The sequence below is a fragment of the Shewanella sp. HL-SH8 genome (assembly GCF_051165765.1).
Classification (GTDB): Bacteria; Pseudomonadota; Gammaproteobacteria; order Enterobacterales; family Shewanellaceae; genus Shewanella; species Shewanella glacialimarina.
Genome location: NZ_CP195039.1, coordinates 952,002 through 971,681, shown reverse-complemented (window position 1 = coordinate 971,681; position 19,680 = coordinate 952,002). Strand labels below are relative to the sequence as shown.

The 19,680-nt window shown below is 41.6% G+C and carries 16 protein-coding genes and 1 pseudogene; 5 read left to right on the top strand and 12 right to left on the bottom strand.

All coding sequences use genetic code 11. The annotated features are described in order from the left end of the window. Positions 1–23: 23 nt before the first annotated feature. From ACRWQN_RS04405 to ACRWQN_RS04395, 3 genes are read right to left on the bottom strand one after another with little or no spacing between them, the layout of a single operon-like run. On the bottom strand, positions 24–437 hold the full coding sequence (locus tag ACRWQN_RS04405; RefSeq protein ID WP_434939894.1) for an ExbD/TolR family protein: 414 nt from the start codon (positions 435–437) through the stop codon (positions 24–26). After that, positions 434–1,180 (bottom strand): MotA/TolQ/ExbB proton channel family protein, encoded by a 747-nt coding sequence (locus ACRWQN_RS04400; RefSeq protein WP_434939893.1) that lies wholly within the window; start codon positions 1,178–1,180, stop codon positions 434–436. The genes ACRWQN_RS04405 and ACRWQN_RS04400 overlap by 4 nt, the downstream gene beginning before the upstream one ends. A gap of 20 nt (positions 1,181–1,200) precedes the next feature. Continuing rightward, entirely contained in the window at positions 1,201–1,965 is a 765-nt protein-coding gene (locus ACRWQN_RS04395) for an energy transducer TonB (protein WP_434939892.1), read from the bottom strand. Between the two features lie 365 nt (positions 1,966–2,330). Here ACRWQN_RS04395 and ACRWQN_RS04390 point away from each other — a divergent pair, with 365 nt between their 5' ends. The 3 genes from ACRWQN_RS04390 (at position 2,331) to hutZ (ending at position 5,544) form a co-directional block, all read left to right on the top strand. Next, positions 2,331–4,367 (top strand): TonB-dependent hemoglobin/transferrin/lactoferrin family receptor, encoded by a 2,037-nt coding sequence (locus ACRWQN_RS04390; RefSeq protein WP_434939891.1) that lies wholly within the window; start codon positions 2,331–2,333, stop codon positions 4,365–4,367. A gap of 42 nt (positions 4,368–4,409) precedes the next feature. Continuing rightward, positions 4,410–4,919, top strand: a complete 510-nt coding sequence (hutX, locus tag ACRWQN_RS04385) for a heme utilization cystosolic carrier protein HutX (RefSeq protein WP_434939890.1) — start codon at positions 4,410–4,412, stop codon at positions 4,917–4,919. 82 nt (positions 4,920–5,001) lie between these two features. Then, on the top strand, positions 5,002–5,544 hold the full coding sequence (gene hutZ / locus ACRWQN_RS04380) for a heme utilization protein HutZ (protein ID WP_434939889.1): 543 nt from the start codon (positions 5,002–5,004) through the stop codon (positions 5,542–5,544). 162 nt (positions 5,545–5,706) lie between these two features. On the opposite strand, the gene parC is transcribed toward hutZ, so the two are convergent. Together parC and ACRWQN_RS04370 are read right to left on the bottom strand one after the other, a co-directional pair. Further along, positions 5,707–8,010, bottom strand: coding sequence for a DNA topoisomerase IV subunit A (parC, locus tag ACRWQN_RS04375; protein ID WP_434939888.1), 2,304 nt, complete (start codon positions 8,008–8,010; stop codon positions 5,707–5,709). Beyond that, complete coding sequence (locus tag ACRWQN_RS04370) at positions 8,003–9,175, bottom strand: PQQ-dependent sugar dehydrogenase (RefSeq protein ID WP_434939887.1); 1,173 nt, start codon at positions 9,173–9,175, stop codon at positions 8,003–8,005. Before ACRWQN_RS04370 ends, parC begins: the two co-directional genes overlap by 8 nt. 552 nt (positions 9,176–9,727) lie before the next feature. Here ACRWQN_RS04370 and ACRWQN_RS04365 point away from each other — a divergent pair. Then, positions 9,728–10,905, top strand: a protein-coding gene (locus tag ACRWQN_RS04365) for an IS3 family transposase (RefSeq protein WP_434938752.1) whose coding sequence is annotated in 2 segments (ribosomal slippage) — positions 9,728–9,986 and positions 9,986–10,905 — 1,179 coding nt in all. Because the reading frame shifts where the segments join, the coding sequence is not laid out codon by codon here. 3 nt (positions 10,906–10,908) lie between these two features. Here ACRWQN_RS04365 and ACRWQN_RS04360 read toward each other — a convergent pair. From ACRWQN_RS04360 to nudF, 6 genes and pseudogenes are all read right to left on the bottom strand, one after another. Beyond that, the gene (locus ACRWQN_RS04360; RefSeq protein WP_434939886.1) at positions 10,909–11,541 is read right to left on the bottom strand and encodes a Tn7 transposase TnsA N-terminal domain-containing protein; all 633 of its coding nucleotides are present in this window, start codon (positions 11,539–11,541) and stop codon (positions 10,909–10,911) included. Positions 11,542–11,658: 117 nt separating this feature from the next. Beyond that, positions 11,659–13,545, bottom strand: a complete 1,887-nt coding sequence (parE, locus tag ACRWQN_RS04355; RefSeq protein ID WP_434928208.1) for a DNA topoisomerase IV subunit B — start codon at positions 13,543–13,545, stop codon at positions 11,659–11,661. A gap of 50 nt (positions 13,546–13,595) precedes the next feature. After that, entirely contained in the window at positions 13,596–14,171 is a 576-nt protein-coding gene (locus ACRWQN_RS04350) for a YqiA/YcfP family alpha/beta fold hydrolase (RefSeq protein ID WP_434939885.1), read from the bottom strand. Positions 14,172–14,243: 72 nt separating this feature from the next. Further along, the gene (gene cpdA / locus ACRWQN_RS04345) at positions 14,244–15,083 is read right to left on the bottom strand and encodes a 3',5'-cyclic-AMP phosphodiesterase (protein WP_226411296.1); all 840 of its coding nucleotides are present in this window, start codon (positions 15,081–15,083) and stop codon (positions 14,244–14,246) included. 36 nt (positions 15,084–15,119) lie between these two features. After that, positions 15,120–15,551, bottom strand: coding sequence for a DUF1249 domain-containing protein (locus ACRWQN_RS04340; RefSeq protein WP_434928933.1), 432 nt, complete (start codon positions 15,549–15,551; stop codon positions 15,120–15,122). Between the two features lie 41 nt (positions 15,552–15,592). Then, positions 15,593–16,223 (bottom strand): annotated as a pseudogene (gene nudF / locus ACRWQN_RS04335) (ADP-ribose diphosphatase). Between the two features lie 502 nt (positions 16,224–16,725). Here nudF and tolC point away from each other — a divergent pair. Then, positions 16,726–18,033 (top strand): outer membrane channel protein TolC, encoded by a 1,308-nt coding sequence (gene tolC / locus ACRWQN_RS04330; protein ID WP_434928205.1) that lies wholly within the window; start codon positions 16,726–16,728, stop codon positions 18,031–18,033. Positions 18,034–18,176: 143 nt separating this feature from the next. Here the strand turns inward: tolC and lysS are convergent, their stop codons facing one another. Further along, positions 18,177–19,679, bottom strand: coding sequence for a lysine--tRNA ligase (gene lysS, locus ACRWQN_RS04325; RefSeq protein WP_235086544.1), 1,503 nt, complete (start codon positions 19,677–19,679; stop codon positions 18,177–18,179). Between the last annotated feature and the right edge of the window lies 1 nt (position 19,680).

Sequence of the window (19,680 nt, the reverse complement as noted above, 5' to 3'; positions counted from 1 at the left end):
AATCGCCTATATGATGGCTACCGTTACGGTTCCATTAAAATTTGAGTATTACTAATTTGTTGTCGTTGCAATAAGGCTAATAGCGTCATTAGCGGCTGAACAGGCGCATTCTTATCTGCTGCCACCACCACGCGGATATCAGGGGTATCATTCAATATATGAATAAAAGCGGCTTCAAATTGATCAAAATCAGTAAATGTTTCACCGTCTAATGCCCAGTACGGCTCAGTGGCTAAAATATTGATCGCGATATGCTGCTCCTGAGACAAGGCTGTTAATTCAGAATTAGCTTCAGTAGGTATCTCGACGGGTAATGTCAGCAGCTGGGTATTTGCCGTCAGTAATAAAAACACCAACACAATAAAGATAATGTCGATAAGTGCGGTTAAATCTATCCCAGTACTAGATTGTCCAGCAGGTGTCTCTGCGCAGATCATCTATTTGGCTCCGTTAATTCAGTTGGCATTGGTGTTGCTGCATTAGTCATCTGGGCGCGAACAATAGCTGATACTTTTCGATAGGGTTCATCAGAGCCAATACTTAACGCCTGGTCAAAACCGTCAAGCCACTGATTCAATTGATTTAATCCATGGGCGATATGGTTACAACGCTTGTCAGCCCACAAACCCAATAAATTCGACAAGGTAATTGCGGGTACGGCAATAATCAATCCTGCCGCTGTGGTATTCATCGCAAGCCCCAAGCCAGTGGCTAATTGTGACGGGGTCACTGGGCCATTTGATAACCCTAATTGAGTGAACATTTCAATCAGCCCAAGTACTGTGCCTAATAAGCCAAGTAAGGGAGTGATAACACCAATAATGTGCAATACCTTTAAACCGGATTGCAGTTTATCTTTTTGCTTTAATAACCACATGTTTAAGATTTCTTCACGCATTAAACGGGGCTGTCCACCATGGGATAACAGCAATGCGCTTCCTTGTGCTAGCATGCTACGGCCTTGGCTTAATAAGGTGATAAGTTGCTGCCGTTTCTCGGGTGTCGCACTGCGGGCCTGTTGCCTTAGCTCTGTCAACCATGCATCACGGTTTAATAACTCGTTGATAATCAGTGCAACACGTTCAAGCACAATTAACAGCGTTAAAGAAGCACAGATAATCATTGGCCAAGTTAGATAGCCTAATTGGTCTGAAAGCTGCAAATATAATGATTGAGACATATTGGTTTCCTCTGTTGAGACTAATTAAGTGCAAATTTCACTGGCACTCTAACCGTATATGCATAAGCGGTTTGCGGTGTCGGAGCGGAAAACTGCCATTGCTCAACCGCATCTATCGCTGCGGCATCAAGTAAGTTATATCCCGAGCTATCCACCAGCGTGAGCGATAACTGCTCACCAATTTGGTTAAACATCACTTCCACAGTCACTGTGCCCTCAAAGCCACGTTTACGGGCTGCTTTAGGGTAATGAGGCTGTGCCGGAGGCGCTGAAAATGTCGGTTGTGGCAAGGCCACTGTTTGCTGAGTGACACCAAGCGAAGCGGATTCTGAGTTTTTTTGCGGCAAAGTCTCCGCAGCAAGGCTAGCCAAATGAGTAAGCGTTGAATCATCGATATCAGCTTTCATAACCTCTGCATCAATAGCGGGTTGAATGGTAGATTTAGATAAAGGTTGGACAGTTTTAACCGCTGCTATAATTTTTTCAGGGTTAACCCCAGGCGTCACTATTGTAGGAGTCGCTGATGTAGCCTTAACGATAGGTTTAAGGTTAACCGCAGTTTCAGCTATGGGCTCATCAATTTGAGTCGGTTCTTTTGCAGCGTTAACCGTACGTTGAGCTTGAGTGCTAGCTTGCATAGCTATAACGACACTGACCGCTTGCTTTACGCCCATTGCAGCACCTTCAGATAGCTGAATAGTCGACTCACTCACTTGAGAGGCAAGTACTCCCCCTTGAATTAAAATCGTTATACATCCAAAAGCAAAATATCGTTTAGGCGTCATCAGCAATATTCTTCTACAGTATCTATGTGGTCAAAAATCAACACATCCCATCAAAGTAAGTCATATTCAGAATATTTACATTCTTTACAAACCTATTAATTACAAATGGTTATATTGATCAATTGTTTTTTAATAAGCAGAATATACATCAACAGTAATGAGATCGCAAATGATAATGATTTTCATTTGATCTGAATTTTATTATCAGGTAGAGTGCGGCAATAACCCGTCAATGATTACGTTTGGTGCTTAAGTAACCTCACATTTTCTGCTCAATAGCTTGTTAACAAAACTGCATTTATCAGCATTGTGATTGCACCGCGTACTCAACAATATTTCAAGTTTATGACTTTAAGGATTTAACAATGACCAAAAAGCCACTCGTGGTAGCAATGGCAATGGTTTTCAGTACCACCGCATATGCACACGAAAATAAGACTGTTACTGAGTTTGATGAAGTATTGGTTACCGCAACGCGTATTCACGAAAAAGTCTCCGATACTAGCCGCAGCGTAGTGGTGATAAGCGAAGATAATATACAAGAGTCGCAACCATCTTCTGTTGCTGATGCACTGAAAAACCAAGCTAACGTTACCGTTACCAATGGCCCTCGCGCTTCATCTCAAGGTGTTGAAATTCGGGGATTAAGTGGTCAACGAGTGTTACAAACTATTGATGGCGCGCGTCAGAACACTAACTCTGGTCATCGTGGTAGCTACTTTATGGACCCTGAGTTACTCAGCTCAATTGAAGTGATACGTGGTCCAGCCAGCAGCTTATGGGGAAGCGGCGCAATTGGCGGCGTTGTGGCGCAAAATACTAAATCAGCTCAGGACTTTTTAGAGCAAGACGACAAGTTTGGTGGCTACATTAAGCAAGGCTTTGAAAATAATGGTGATAAAATTAAAACCAGTGGCACCATTTACGGTTTAGCGGATCAAATTGATTGGCTATTAAGTGGCAGCTATCACGACAGTAACAACATCAAAATAGGCAATGACCAAGCCCTTGAAAACAGTGCAGCAGAATCCACAAGTGGCTTAGCCAAATTAGGTTGGCAACTCACCGATGCTCAACGTCTGCAATTTTCAGCACGACTTTCTGATAACGACGAATTAGTCCCAAGTAATCCCTCGACTAATGTCGGCAGTTCGGTGCCACTCGTCCAACGTAATACCCAAGATCAAAATGTCACTGTGGCCTACACAGTCAATCCCACTGACAACTTATTACTTGATCTTCATAGCGCCGTTTATTGGAACAATACTCGCTTTGACGAGGATCGCGTGACTAAAGGTCAATTCGATACTACTGAATTTGAAACCATAGGCTTTAGTTTAAATAACAGCTCAACGTTTGCTTCTACAGTACTGACCTATGGTGTTGATGGTTATCAAGACAAGATTAATACTGTCCGTGACGACTATAATCAAGTGGGTCAACGTCCTGATAGTATTGATGGTGAAACGTCAGTTTGGGGCGCCTTTACCAAAGCCGATATCGCATTAACCGACAACTTAGCTTTAGATGCCGCTGTACGTTATGACACCTTTAAAAATCAAAGTAATAACTTAAACCTGTCGTCTGATGACAATGCATTAAGCCCTTCCCTTGGCCTAATGTGGGACACCACCAAATGGCTCACCTTAAGTGCACGATATGATGAAGCATTTCGTGCCCCAAGCATGGAAGAAATGTATTCAACAGGTTCACATTATTGTATTCCGTCCATTCCAAGATTCTTACCTAATGGCTTATGCAATACCTTCCAAATCAATCCAAATTTACGTGCTGAAAAAGCACAAAACAAAGAGATTAAGGCCGACATGCGCTTTGCTAACTTAGCGGGTGATGATGAATTAGCGATGACCTTAAGCGTGTTCCGTAATGATGTGGATGACTTTATCGAGCAAACAGTGTCTAACCCACTTCATGGTATTCCAGGGCTTGAGCAAACAACCTCTTGGGATAACGTTGATGAAGCCAAATTAACGGGATTTGAGTTCAGCACTCGTTATCGCTACCAACAAACTCGTTTAGCGGTTAACTACGGTCAAACAGAAGGCAAAGATAAAACCACTGATCAATATTTATCAAATATTCCAGCTAAAAAAATCAGCTTTGATTTATCGCAATCTATCATGGAAGGCGATATGAAATTAGGCACACGTGTTAATTACGTTGCAGAACAAGATCAATTACCCACAGCCAACAAGCAACAATATGACTCATACACCCTATGGGATGTCTACGTAGCTTGGGAGCCAGCGATGGGCACCTTCGAAGGTTTACGTGTCGACTTCGCCATTGAAAATATCGGCGATGAAGAATATCGCCAGGCATGGCAAACCTTGTACGAACAAGGCCGTAATTTTAAATTAGCTGCACGTTATTCATTCTAATGATGATATCTCACACATTAACGAACACATTGGAGCTATTCCATGGCAACAACCGTTGAAAAAATTAAGCAGTATTTAAGTGATAACCCTGCTGCTATGCCTGCACAAGTGGCAGCTGAATTAACCGTCACCGAACTTGAAGTGGTACTGGCTTTACCAGCAGAGCAGTTGGCTTTATTGCCGCTCACTGAAAAAGATACCTTACTGACCTCACTACCAGAATGGGGGCCGATGACGACGATAATCTCGATATCAGGCAGTATTTTTGAATTTAAAGGGCCATTTCCAAAAGGAAAATACGCGCATGGGTACTACAACTTAATCACCAAAGGTGATGGTTTACACGGCCATTTAAAATTAGACGATGTGAGTACAATTGCACTTATCAGCAAGCCATTTAGAGGGTCAGAAAGTCATTCAATTAACTTTTTTGGTCAGCAAGGCGAAGTTATTTTCAAAGTGTATTTAGGCCGAGATCAACAACGCGTATTGCTAAGCGATCAAGTTGCACGTTTTCAGGCATTAAAAGACAACGTGTTAACCGAAGTTTAAAGCACTTATTTGAGCTGCACTCGCTGTGCAGCTCAGTGATAAAACGATAAGAAAACGTATCAATACAGTAAAGGAAATCCTGATGTCGGCAGATAAAGATCAACGTTTACGAGAAAAGCTACTACCAGAAATTGAGGAATTTAAAGGGCAACGTTTAAGCCTACAACTTGCCACCCAAGATGCCAATGGCGTACCCAATGCTAGTTATGCGCCATTTGCCCTCGCTGATGATGGCTTTTATATTTTAGTGAGTGAAATGGCTCGCCATGGCACTAATTTAAAAGTCAGTCAAAAACTGTCGGTGATGTTAGTTGAGGATGAGTCAGAGTGTAAAAGCGTATTTGCCCGAAAACGCTTAACTTTCGATGCAACTGCTGAAATAGTTACCCGTGACAATGAAGCATTTACTAAAGGTGTGGCGGCATTATCTGCACGTTTTGGCGAGATGATTGATAATTTAGCAGTGCTAACCGACTTCAATCTATTTAAACTCAATCCACACCAGGGTTTATATGTTAAAGGGTTTGGTCAGGCATTTAGTTTGTCAGGCGCAGAGCTATTAGATGTAGATTGGAAGCGTGATGGCCACCACGGTAGTGCGGAAAAAATAGTTAAAATCGCCTGATATCTATACTTATCTATAACAAGCATTTTGGCTGAATTTTTACTCCCTCTCACTGAAAATTATCATAAATTAACAAAAAAGCTCACGTTAACGACGTGAGCTTTTTTGCATTAAACATTGTATAGCGAGTCAGTATTTAACTGCTGACTTTGATTCGATAAATTACTCTTCAATGTCCAGCTTATCAATTACGTTATTATCACTGGCAGTACCCATAGCTTCAATTTCAACGCTGTCTACTCGCTGCAAGCCTCTTGGCAGTTTAGCGCCACGCCGGCCACGCTCGCCGCGGTAATGCTCTAAATCACTGGCTTTAAGGGTGAGTTTACGCTTACCGGCCCACAGGGTCACCGCTGCCCCACTTGGTACTACGTTTAAGTGCATCAATAATTCTTCACGATTTTTGGCACGCTCGGTTGGAATACCAATAATTTTATTGCCCTTACCTTTAGATAATTGTGGCAAGGCATCTAAACTGAACATCAGCATACGCCCTTCACTGGTGATGGCTAATAAAGCATCATCAGCACCTTTAGTAATAAGCTTAGGTGTTAGCACCTGCGCATTAGCTGGTAAAGATAACAAAGCCTTACCCGCTTTATTACGGCTGACCATGTCTGAGTAAGCACCAATAAAGCCATAACCCGCATCACTGGCTAATAGATAACATTGTTCGTCCTCACCCATAATGACATGCCGCATCACAGCGCCAGGCGCCATATTAAAGCGAGTCGTGATCGGTTCGCCCTGGCTTCTAGCCGATGGTAAAGTATGGCTGTCGGTGGCAAATGCACGACCTGATGAGTCGACAAATACTGCCGCTTGATTACTTTTGCCTATGGCGCTGCACAAATAACTGTCACCCGCTTTATAGCTTAAGCTTTGTGGGTCAACATCATGGCCTTTAGCACAACGTACCCAACCTTTATCAGACAATACAACCGTAACAGCTTCTGTAGGAATAAGTTCTTGTTCGGTTAATGCCTTTGATTCTTTACGCTGAATAATTGGCGAGCGACGATCGTCACCAAATGTTTCACCATCTTGAATTAGCTCTTTTTTGACTAAGGTTTTTAAGCGGCGATCTGAACTTAAAATCAGTTCTAGCTTGTCACGCTCGGCCATTAGCTCATCTTGCTCAGCTTTGATTTTAAATTCTTCTAGCTTGCCAAGGTGACGTAGTTTTAACTCTAAAATGGATTCAGCTTGCTTGTCACTTAAGTTAAAACGAGCCATTAACTCCGCTTTAGGATCATCATGAAAGCGAATAATTTCAATCACTTCATCGATGTTTAAAAACGCGACCATCAAGGCTTCAAGAATATGCAGACGTGCAATCACTTTGTCTAAACGGAATTGTAAACGACGGGTCACCGTAGACACGCGGTACTCTAGCCATTCAGTTAACATGGTCAGCAGGCCTTTCACCTGCGGGCGACCATCAAGTCCAAGCACGTTTAAGTTAATCCGAAAGCTTTTCTCTAAATCCGTTGTAGCAAATAGATGGGTCATTAATTGGTCGCAATCAACTCGATTTGAGCGCGGCACAACGACTAACCTCACTGGATTTTCATGATCAGATTCGTCACGTAAATCACTTACCATTGGCAGCTTTTTGGCCTGCATTTGCAAGGCAATTTGCTCTAGAATTTTGCCACTACCCGCTTGGTGCGGTAATGATGTGATGATAATTTCATGATTATCAATACTGTACACCGCGCGCATTTTAATTGAGCCACGACCGGTTTCGTAAATTTTGGCAATATCAGCACTTGGGGTAATAATTTCTGCTTCGGTTGGATAATCTGGCCCAGGGACCAGTTCCATTAAACGTGCTAAATCGGTTTTAGGGTTGTCTAATAACTCGACACAGGCAGAGACTAATTCACGCACATTATGCGGTGGAATATCGGTTGCCATACCGACTGCAATACCGGTGATGCCGTTTAATAAAATATGCGGTAGTCGAGCAGGTAATGTTTTAGGCTCTTTCATGGTGCCGTCAAAGTTAACGCCCCACTCTACAGTGCCTTGGGCTAACTCTGACAATAATACTTCTGAAAACTTGGACAGAGTCGCTTCGGTATAACGCATCGCCGCAAACGATTTAGGATCATCTGGGGCACCCCAGTTACCTTGACCTTTTACTAGCGGATAACGATATGAGAAAGGCTGTGCCATTAATACCATAGCTTCATAACACGCGCTGTCACCATGGGGATGATATTTACCTAACACATCACCGACAGTACGAGCGGACTTTTTAGGCTTAGATTGCGCATTAAGGCCAAGTTCGCTCATGGCATAGATGATACGACGCTGTACTGGCTTTAAACCATCACCAATATGCGGCAATGCACGATCCATGATCACGTACATTGAATAATTTAAATAAGCCTCTTCGGTGAATCGGCGTAAAGGCATTTGCTCAACGCCATCTAGGCTTAATTCAATCGCATCACTCATCTGTGCTTTCCTGTATTGGATCAGTGGCTTTATAGAACAAACGGTATATATTGCCCTTTAAGTCATCTGAAATATAAATTGCGCCATCTGGTGCGGTTAGCAAATCAAATGGTCGGGCGACGGGAAACTCTCCGTCTAAAAAGCTCACTACGGTTTCCCGGTGTGCAATAGTTGTTTTCGGCTTGCTGTTATCTAGTGCCAGCATCACTATTTGATAGCCCACTTTACTTGAACGGTTCCATGAACCATTTTCAGCCACAAATAACTGCTGTTGATAACGCTCTGGAAACTGAGTGCCGGTATAAAAATGTAATCCGGTTGGGGCTACATGAGCCGGTAATTCAAAAACAGGTGGAGTAATTTTTAAATTGGTTGGCTTATCATATGCGGGTTCTTTGACATCACTTGCATGTATGTAGGGAAAGCCAAAATGAGTGCCTTTTATGTCCAGTCGATTAATCTCATCGGCGGGTAAATTGTCGCCCATCCAGTTGCGACCTAAATCCGCAAACCACATTTGGTTAGTGCCAGGTTCCCAATCAAAACCCGTTACACTGCGAATACCTAAGGCAACTTGCTCACTAGCACCGGTTTGCACATTAATGGCTAGCACACTGCCATAGGGAGCTGGTGCTTCACACACATTACAGGGCATACCTAAGGCTACATATAATCGTCCATCTGGGCCAAAACGCATCGCGCGGCTATAGCGTTTCTCTAGGTCAGGTAGATTTGAGTAGACTTCTTTAGCACGTGATGGGCGGCGTAAACGATCTTCAATCTCTTCATATTTGATAATTCTGTCTTCTTCACTGACATAAAGATCGCCTTTATAAAATGCTAGAGCGTCAGGGTTTTCAAGCCCTCTGGCGATAACATATCGTTTATCTACCTGGCCATCTTGATCATTATCGACCAATGCGTAAATGGTGCCATTTTTTTGCGAACCAACAAATAAGGTGCCATGTTCACCTAATGCCATTTGTTTAATATCGCCTAAATCGGAGGCATATAAAGATAGGCCAAAACCTTTGGTCACAGTAATCATTACAGATTGAGCGGCATGAACTTGGCTAACAAGCATTGTGCTAAAACCAAATAATGCACAAGCTTTTGCCGCCCATTGCCAATTGAGCTCGAATGATTTCGATTTGATATACAACATGTAATTATTCATTTGCCTCTAATTTTTATTATTGGCGGTCAAAAACCCATTTAATCAATGGTCTCAGTATACTTTCTCAATAAAGCAACAGCTTAATGTTGATTACTGCATAAGCTGTCATAAAAGTGACCATCATCGTTTTCTAAGATAAACCGGTTCAATAGCTTTGTAGACCTACATATTATTATGGAACCATATTAAAACACAGTAATCTTTTAGTGACTCAAAAAACCACAAATCACACCATAATCTGTCATAAAAACAAAAAATAACACCATATAGTGTCACAAAATAATTAAGCGCAAATAAAAAGACCGCACATTGTGTTGCGCAAGATAAGTGTAACATAACTGATAATGCAAACGTTGTTAACTATTGTGACGGCAAACAATATACCAAGATATAAAAACTTATCTATACACCCCTAATTTCATACAGAGTTAGATCTTCAACGACATCAATTCAAGCCTCTTCAGAGTGTAGTGGCATAGTTATTTTGGCCACCTAAATAGAGGTGATATTATTACCTCGTACATGACTTTAGGTGAACACATGAGATCGATAACCAGAAAAACATTTAGTGCTGAATTCAAACTTGAAGCAGCCCAATTAGTCCTAGATAAAAACCATAGCATCATCGAAGCTGCAAAGGCGATGAACGTGGGTAAATCAACCATGGACAAATGGGTGAGACAGTTAAAACTAGAACGCCAGGGTGGCACTCCCAAAGCCTCTCCCATTACCCCTGAACAAATTGAAATTCGTGAGTTGAAGAAACACATAGCACGTATTGAGGAGCATAATCTTATCCTAAAAAAGGCTACCGCTCTCTTGATGTCAGACTCGATGAACAATTTGCGCTAATCAGCCAACTCAAGCAGAGCCACTCTATTCTTACAATTTGTAATGCATTCAAAGTGCATCGAAGTAGCTATAAATATTGGCTAAAAAGAAAAGAGCATATTGATGCTGATTTTACAATTTTATGCAGTGAAGTGAAGACCGCGCATCGTATTAGTAATGGCTCTGCCGGTGCCCGAACGATAGCGCAATTAGTGACTAACAAAGGGATTAAACTTAGTCGTTATCGAGCTCGTAATCTCATGATAAAGCTTGGGTTAGTCAGTTGTCAGCAGCCTAAGCATGCTTATAGGAAAGCAACACAAGAACATGTAGCTATCCCTAATACGCTTAATCGACAGTTTGCTGTTACCCAACCAGATCAAGTGTGGTGTGGCGGCGTGACGTATGTTTGGGTCGGTAATCGTTGGGCATATTTAGCGGTTGTTCTAGATTTATTTTCCCGCAAACCTGTGGGATGGGCTTTGTCATTATCGCCAGATAGTGAACTGACGTGCAAAGCCTTGAATATGGCGTTTGAGTTAAGGGGTAAACCTGAGAATGTGATTTATCACAGTGATCAGGGCTCGCATTATACTAGCTTGAAATTTAGGCAGTTATTATGGCGTCTTCAGATTGAGCAAAGTATGAGTCGTCGCGGGAATTGTTGGGATAACGCACCAATGGAGCGTTTCTTTAGAAGTTTGAAATCTGAATGGGTACCCGCTAGTGGCTATGGGAGTTTTACAGAAGCAGACAAAGCGATCACAAATTACATCACTGGATATTACAGTGAAACTAGACCCCATCAATATAATGGTGGGTTAACGCCAAATGAGTCAGAACGTTTATATTGGAATGACTCTAAAACCGTGGCCAATTTTACTTGACCACTACAGTTCGACCATTGAAGATTTTGAAAGGAGCTCATTTTGTAAAGATGTTAATAATCTCTTTTCAAAAATCAGGCGATAAATCTGTTCAAATTGATAGTCAGAAGATGTATCTAAAATTAATTCATGGATTGGGGCTTGCTTTCTATCATCAAGTTGTTGGATTAAATGTATGAGGAAGTCTTTATCTATGTCGATATTTGTTGCTGACCATGTATTTAACAGGTTTTCATATAATGGCTTTTTTCTTATAAAGGACTCAGTTAATACTATGAAATCTTTGCCATTTTTAAGCGCAGCTTTACGTATAGCCTCTTCCCATTGTGTAAAATCATTCATACGTAAAATGTCAGCATCAAACTTAATTTCAAAATAGCTAATGCTTCCATCTTGATATACAACTTCAAAGTCGGGGGTGTAACGATGGGCTGCACCCTCAAAATGATACAGAAATGACAAAGGCTGTGCTTGGTAACTCTTAATGTTTTGGTCAAATTCTAAGTGATAGCAGAAATCAGCTTCTAGTGGACTTTCTAAGTGAGTAATTTTATCTAAAGACTTACGCCCATTAAAGACATTAACGCTTTTAGACATTAACTTTCTTACTACACGGCGTTTCGGCTTTTTAAACATAAGGACATAACCCTGAAAGTTTCTTCAAAGCTATGCCACAAATGAAGCCGTGTCAACTTATGGTGCAAAAATGACAGCTTATGACACTAAAATGACAGCTTATGGTATAAGCAACACTTAAACCTGAGCTAAGTCACCTTTGGTTTCTAACCAACTCTTTCTATCAGATGAACGTTTTTTGGCAAGCAGCATATCCATTAATGCATCAGTGCCATCATCATCACCTATGGTGAGCTGCACTAAGCGACGGGTATTAGGGTCCATGGTTGTTTCGCGTAATTGTAATGGGTTCATTTCACCTAGACCTTTAAATCGAGTGACTTGAACTTTACCTTTTTTCTTTTCAGCGATAATACGATCTAAAATACCGGTTTTTTCTGCTTCATCTAAGGCATAAAAAACTTCTTTACCTAAATCGATACGAAATAAAGGCGGCATGGCAATATACACGTGGCCTTTTTCGACTAACACTCGGTAATGCTTTAAAAACAATGCGCAAAGTAAGGTGGCAATATGTAAACCATCCGAGTCAGCATCGGCAAGAATACAAATTTTACCATAACGTAATTCATCGATATTAGCGCTATCAGGATCGCAGCCTATCGCGACAGAAATATCATGTACTTCTTGAGAAGCCAATACTTGAGCTGAATCCACTTCCCAGGTATTTAAAATTTTACCCCGCAGCGGCATAATCGCTTGAAACTCACGGTCTCGCGCCTGTTTGGCACTGCCACCAGCAGAGTCACCTTCCACTAAAAATAGCTCGCCGCGCATAGGGTCTTGACCCGAACAGTCGGTTAACTTCCCCGGTAACGCCGGCCCTGAAGTGACTTTTTTACGGGCCACTTTTTTAGCGGCTTTAAGGCGACGCTGAGCGTTGCTAATACATAATTCAGCTAATTGTTCAGCAAGATCGGTATTAGAATTCAGCCATAATGAAAATGCATCACGCACAATGCCCGATACAAATGCAGAACTTTGACGGCTAGAGAGTTTCTCTTTAGTTTGCCCGGCAAATTGAGGGTCTTGCATTTTGATTGATACAATAAACGCCGCTTTATCCCAAATATCTTCAGGTGACAGCTTAATACCACGGGGAACTAAATTGCGAAACTCACAGAACTCACGCATCGACTCTAATAGACCTTGTCTAAAGCCGTTAACATGGGTGCCCCCTAATGGGGTAGGGATTAAGTTTACATAACTTTCTGTTAAGCTTTCGCCACCTTCAGGTAGCCAGGTAATAGCCCATTCTGCGGCTTCTAAATCGCCCTTAAAACTGCCGACAAAAGGCTCTTCTGGCAATAAAACCGAATCTTTAACGGCTTCTTTTAAATAATCTGTTAAACCACTTTCATAAAACCATTCGTGGACTTCACCGTTGTGTTTATTGGTGAATTTAATTCTAAGCCCTGGGCACAATACTGCTTTGGCTCGTAGAATATAAATAAGCTTAGTGGTTGAAAAGTTGGCAGAATCAAAATAGCTACTATCTGGCCAGAAATGAACGCTGGTGCCAGTATTACGGCGACCACAAGTCCCTGTTACCGTTAACTCTTCGACTTTGAAGCCATTTTCAAAGGCCATTTCATAGATTTGAGCGTCACGACGAACGGTTATCTGAACCCGCGTAGAAAGAGCATTAACAACAGAAATACCCACTCCATGTAAACCGCCCGAGAATTGATAGTTCTTATTGGAAAATTTACCACCCGCATGCAGCTTGGTGAGAATAAGCTCAACCCCGGGAATACCCTCTTCAGGGTGAATGTCGACTGGCATACCGCGGCCATCATCGGTCACTTCTAATGAGTTATCAGTGTGTAATGTCACTTCAATTTTTGATGCATGTCCAGCAAGTGCTTCATCGACACTGTTATCGATGACTTCTTGACCTAAATGATTAGGACGAGTTGTATCGGTATACATGCCTGGACGGCGTTTAACCGGATCAAGTCCATTAAGGACTTCAATTGCATCTGATGTATATTGATTAGTCATATTCCACACATTGTTGTTATTCACTCAGCTATAAAGCAGAGTGTTGATTATTAAGGCAGCTGAAGAAATCGACAAATTTTATCAAGCTGTTGCTCGTATCCCACAAAACTGTGGTCGCCATTAGGTTCTAGATGTAATTCACAGCAATGATACTTGTGCACAGCCTGACGATAATCTAACACTTCGTCACCAGTTTGCAACAAAACCAAGAATCTATCGGGGTGGTTAATGACATTTGTATCATATTGCGCTACGGCTATACGATCTTCAGGTAGTACCTGATAATGCTCGTCAATATAGGGATTATATTGGGGTCCTAAAAACTCTTCAAATAAATCATACGGTTTTACCGCAGGGTTTACTAATACCGCTTTTCCACCATACTTTTCGGCTAAAAAACTGGCGAAATAGCCACCAAGGGATGAGCCGATAAATCGAAGTGGCTGGCCATTGGCTAATGCTTGTTCGGTTATCTTAGTTAATAATGCCATCGCTTCATGGATTGATGTTGGCACTTGTGGCTGAAAAAATAATAAATCGGGATAATATTGCTTGATATACTTTGCTGTTTTCAGCGCTTTATCTGACTGATTTGAACTATTGAAACCATGTATATAAAGCAGCATATATCCTCACGCAACGGTTAATTAACATTAACGCGCATTCACAAAACTTATTGAATAGTGTGTCGAAAGAAGTTAATAACCGCTGGCTTCATTGTCTGGTGTGAAATGATCGCCCGCAACACGATGAACCTCAGTGTGAATGCTACCATCGCAAAGCAGCTCCAGCAAACGATAACCCGGTTGAACGCCATCTAAAGCAAAATGATCGGATAAAGGCTTAAATTGTATACAGGTAGAAGGGGTCGCCATTAATGCGATTGCCCCATGTGGGCCTTGGTGGTGCTGGTTTACTTGCTGATGCACATGCCCCCAGAGTAAACCTTTGACTTGTGGGTATTGACTGACTCTTTGGATAAAGTCGCTGCCATTCGCCATACAGTGTTGATCTAACCAGCCGCATTGCATCAAAATAGGATTATGATGCATGGCCAGTAATACGTGTTTATCTGGCTCAGCATTAATTGCGGCATCAATGATCGAAAACTGCTCTTCCCCCATAAATCCGCCAGGCTTACCACGCACCGTGGAATCCAACATGAGGATTTGCCATTTGCCAGCAATAATCCGTTGCTGACCAAAAATATTGTCACCCTGCATATGTAACGCCATCATACGAGGATCGTCATGATTACCAGGTAAGTAGTGGCATGGTAATTTGGTGGATGATATTTGGCGAACAAAATTATGATAAGAAGTGGCTGAGTAATCCTGGCTAATATCACCAGAGGCGATCACTAAGTCAGCTGTTGCAGAAGAAGCCATGAAAGTATCAATAACCGCTTGCAGGCTATTAGCTGTGTTTACACCTAAAAGCTGAGATTCAGGATCGGCAAAAAGATGCGGATCCGTAACCTGGACCAATCGCACCGATTGATTTTCCTCAAAAGTGTATTTAACAGCTGGTTTCAGCACGTACAATTCCCAAATATATAGTTTTCAAGCAAGTCACTAAAAAGTAATGCTGTGACAACCTATCTTAAGTAGTTCTTCTAAAAATGCATTCACTTGAAATTTTTCATCTGCCTGATGCATGTGTATATTAGGATAATCATATACCGGTTTAAAACTAAAAATCTGTTGGCTAGTTAACACTTCTGCTAATTGAGCATCATGATATATTCTCACCACCACTTTCGGGGATGATACAAATAAGCTATGGGGTAAACTTCGCGAGATCTCAACTAATTGGGTATATCGAGTGTTTTCAATCAATGTAATAGCCAGTGAACCAAACTCACCTTCAACTACCCAAGATGTGTCGGTTTCAATCACGTCTGGCAACCATTTTAAAATCAGCGCATAATTTCGCCCGCACAATGCTAAAAAAGCACTGACATTGGGTTGATATCTACTCTTATCTTGCGAACTTAGCTGTGCCAATTGATTCACTTCACCTCAAATATGTAACCAGTTGTTTTAACCTAATCCACTTGATTTTGGTATTGCTGATAATTCAACATTAACCACTGTATACCCAGAACCGTTGATGCATTATCTATTCGACCGGACTTCACCCAATCATAAGCTTGCTCACGGCTAACCACATGAACTTTAATGTCTTCATTTTCGCTATCAAGTCCATGAATACCATTTGCTTGGCTAGCATCGACTCGCCCAAGGTACATGTAAAAACGCTCGCTTGTACCGCCGGGGCTAACAAGATAACTATTGATATAATCAATATGACTAGCGACCAAGCCTGACTCTTCAAATAACTCTCTTGTCGCAACTTGTTCTGGTTTTTCGCCGGGCTCGATCATACCTGCCACAAGCTCAAGAAGCCAGATTGATTTAGTCGTTGCTAATGCAGGCACGCGTAACTGTTCGATTAATACGACTTGATCTCGAATTGGATCATATGGCAATACCACGACGGGCATTGCCGCGCTCAAATACTTCTCGAGTGACTTCACCACTCCAGCCACCTGCAAACAACTTATGTTTAAAGCGATATTCGTCTAACCGAAAAAAACCTTGGTAGAGCACTCGCTTAGACAAGAGTTCGAAGTCATTGTCGGCATCAAAATTTACTGTCGGTATTGTATTTTTCATAAAAAACCCAATGTTAAATGGATATATGGTTAAGAAAGTATTCACCGCATAATAAGATGAAATGAATTGAATTATTGTTGAGGTTGCCTAGTGTGAAATAAAATCTGTTACACTTCAAAGTTGACTTAAATCGATAAGTTTTTAATAGTCGGATAAGTAGCATTTTACGTCTATTGAATAAAAGCTTACTTTGGCCAACTATAAGATACTTAAGCTTAGAAAAAAATCACTTTTTGTAAGTGATATTGCACAAATGCAAATACGTTAAGACACCGTCATTTGTTATGCTTTTTCTAAACTAATAGTGTTTACAAAATTTAAGCTTTATCGCAATCGCGTTTAAAATGGCGATAAGGCTGCCAGTATTTGCCACTTTAATCATTTGATTAAGTGTACTGAAATCGACCTATCCAGGCTAATGCCATCAATAATAGATAGGTTTAATAATTAGTTCGTTATATCTTTAACTACAATATTTAAGCATTGTCTAAAAGGGCAGAAAATGAAATTCAAAATGGGTACTCTATACGCAGCGTTATCGTTTGCAGTGTTCGCGCCAACTGTACAAGCTGACGATTTAATGCAAATTTATCAACAAGCTCTCACCAGCGATCCAGTTGTATTGCAAGCACAAGCTCAGCGTGATGCATTATACGAGAGCATTGAAGAAAACCGCGCTCCTTTACTGCCAACAATCAGCGCAACTGTCGGTTATTCCAAAGCATGGAATAAGTATGAAGGTGAACCAAGAGTTGAACCGGCTGGACTTACCGGTGGTGTAAAACTAAGCCAGTTAATATACGATCACAGTGCATGGGTTGGTTTAGACCTTGCTGAAATGGCTGCATCGCAAGCCGATGCGTCTTATGCATCTGCTCTTCAGTCGCTTATCATTCGCGTGACTAATGCTTATTTCAACGTATTAACAGCTAAAGATAACTTTGAATTCCAAGGCGCTGAAAAAGCGGCTATCGAACGCCAACTTGAACAGACTAAGCAGCGCTTTGCTGTGGGTTTAACTGCGATTACTGACGTACACGAAGCTCAGGCACAATACGATTTAGCTTCTGCACAAGAGATTTTAGCTGAGAACACGTTAGCCAATAGTTATGAAGCTCTGCGTGAAATCACTGGTATCGACCATAAATCAATTAACATTCTCGACACCAACCGCTTTTCAGCGGGCACTCCAGCACCTGCTAGCTCTAGCGACTGGTTAAAAATGGCAGAAACAAGCAGCTTATCATTACTTGCACAGCGTATTGGTAAAGACATTGCTAGTGAGACAATTAAGCTTTATCAAGCTGGCCATATGCCGACCCTAAATTTTGATGCGGGTTACACTAAAGGACTTGATCAACAACCTACGCCTGACTATGACAACGCTAATATTGGTATTACTTTACGTGTACCTATCTTCGAAGGCTTCAAAGTTTCTTCACAGGTTAAGAAAGCACAATATCAATATGTTGAAGCCAGTGAAAAACTAGAACAAACTCATCGTGGTGTCGTTAAAGATGTGCGTAACAACTTTAACAACGTCAATGCTTCTATTAGTTCGATCAGAGCATATGAGCAATCAGTGGTCTCGTCTGAAAGTGCACTAAAAGCAACTCAAGCCGGTTTTGAAGTCGGTACCCGTACTATTGTTGATGTATTAAATCGTACCCGTGACTTGTACGATTCCAAGCGTAAATTGTCTGATGCACGCTATGGTTACATCAATTCAATCGTAGCACTAAAGCAAGCTGCAGGCACCTTGAATGAAGATGATGTTATTGCGATTAACAATGGCTTAATTAGCCAATAATCGTAATATCGTTCGCTTAATAAAAATGGCCCATCAAGGGCCATTTTTATTATTCATAATTTGATTAGGTGACCTTACTAAACATAAAAAACCAGCCTATTGGCTGGTTTTTCTATGTAAGCTTTGAACACTTATTACAGAGATTAGCCCTGTGGGCGCATCGCTGGGAATAAAATCACATCACGAATGGTATGGGTGTTAGTAAATAACATCACCAAACGGTCGATACCAATACCCTGACCCGCTGTAGGCGGTAAGCCGTGCTCTAGTGCTGTAATGTAATCTGCATCATAAAACATTGCTTCATCATCACCGGCATCTTTAGCATCAACCTGCGCTTTAAAGCGACTGTCTTGGTCTTCTGCATCGTTAAGCTCAGAGAAACCGTTAGCGACTTCACGACCGCCAATAAAGAACTCGAAACGGTCAGTAATAAAATGATTGTCATCATTACGACGCGCTAACGGTGAAATGTCCGCTGGATAACCAGTAATGAACGTAGGTTGCATTAGCTGAGTTTCGGCGGTTTCGCCAAAAATTTCTTCTAACAATTGACCACAAGTCCAGAACTTCTCAATTTTCATTCCAATGCTTTTGGCAAGGGTACGCATAAATTCAACGTCTTTAACTTCTTCATAGGTCATTGACTGAATGGTAGCATTGTCTGGATTGTATTTCTTAATCGCATCTAACATGCTTAAACGTGCGTAAGGGCCACCAAAATCAACAGTATGCTCGCCGTATGGAAGTTGTGGAGAACCACAAAGTTCAGTCGCGATAGAGCTTAGCATTTCTTCGGTTAAGTCCATAAGGTCATTAAAATCAGCGTATGCCATATAGAATTCCATCATAGTGAATTCTGGGTTATGACGCGGTGATAAACCCTCGTTACGGAAGTTGCGGTTAATTTCGAATACTCGCTCAAAACCACCTACGACTAAACGCTTAAGGTAAAGCTCAGGCGCGATACGCAAGTACATCGCCATATCTAATGCATTATGGTGCGTGGCAAAAGGACGTGCTGAAGCACCGCCTGGAATGCTATGCATCATTGGTGTTTCAACTTCCATGAACTCTTTTTTGATCATGAAGTTACGAATAGCTGAAACCACTTTAGAACGCATAATAAAAGCATTACGTGAATCTTCATTGACAATCAAATCAACGTAACGTTGACGATAACGTGTTTCTTGATCCGTTAAACCGTGGAATTTTTCAGGTAATGGACGCAATGCTTTAGTCAGTAACTGATACTGTTCCATGTTGACATATAAGTCGCCTTTACCTGACAGGTGAAGTTGACCGGTAACACCAATAATGTCACCAATATCTAACCCCTGAAACGTCTCTTTCAAATCTTTTTGAACATCTTTACCCGCATAAGCCTGGATACGACCGCTCACATCTTGAATCACTAAAAAAGGACCGCGCTTAGCCATAACACGACCAGCGATAGAGCGTTGAATGCCCATGCCTTCTAGTTCTTCTTTGGTGTGGTGACCGAACTCAGCTTCAATATCGGCAGCCTTATGTTTTCGATCGAAGTTGTTTGGGTGACCATTTGCTGGGCAATTCGTGCGGATGTGATCCAATTTTGCACGACGTTCTGCAATTAACTTATTTTCATCTTGAGTGTGTTCAGTCATC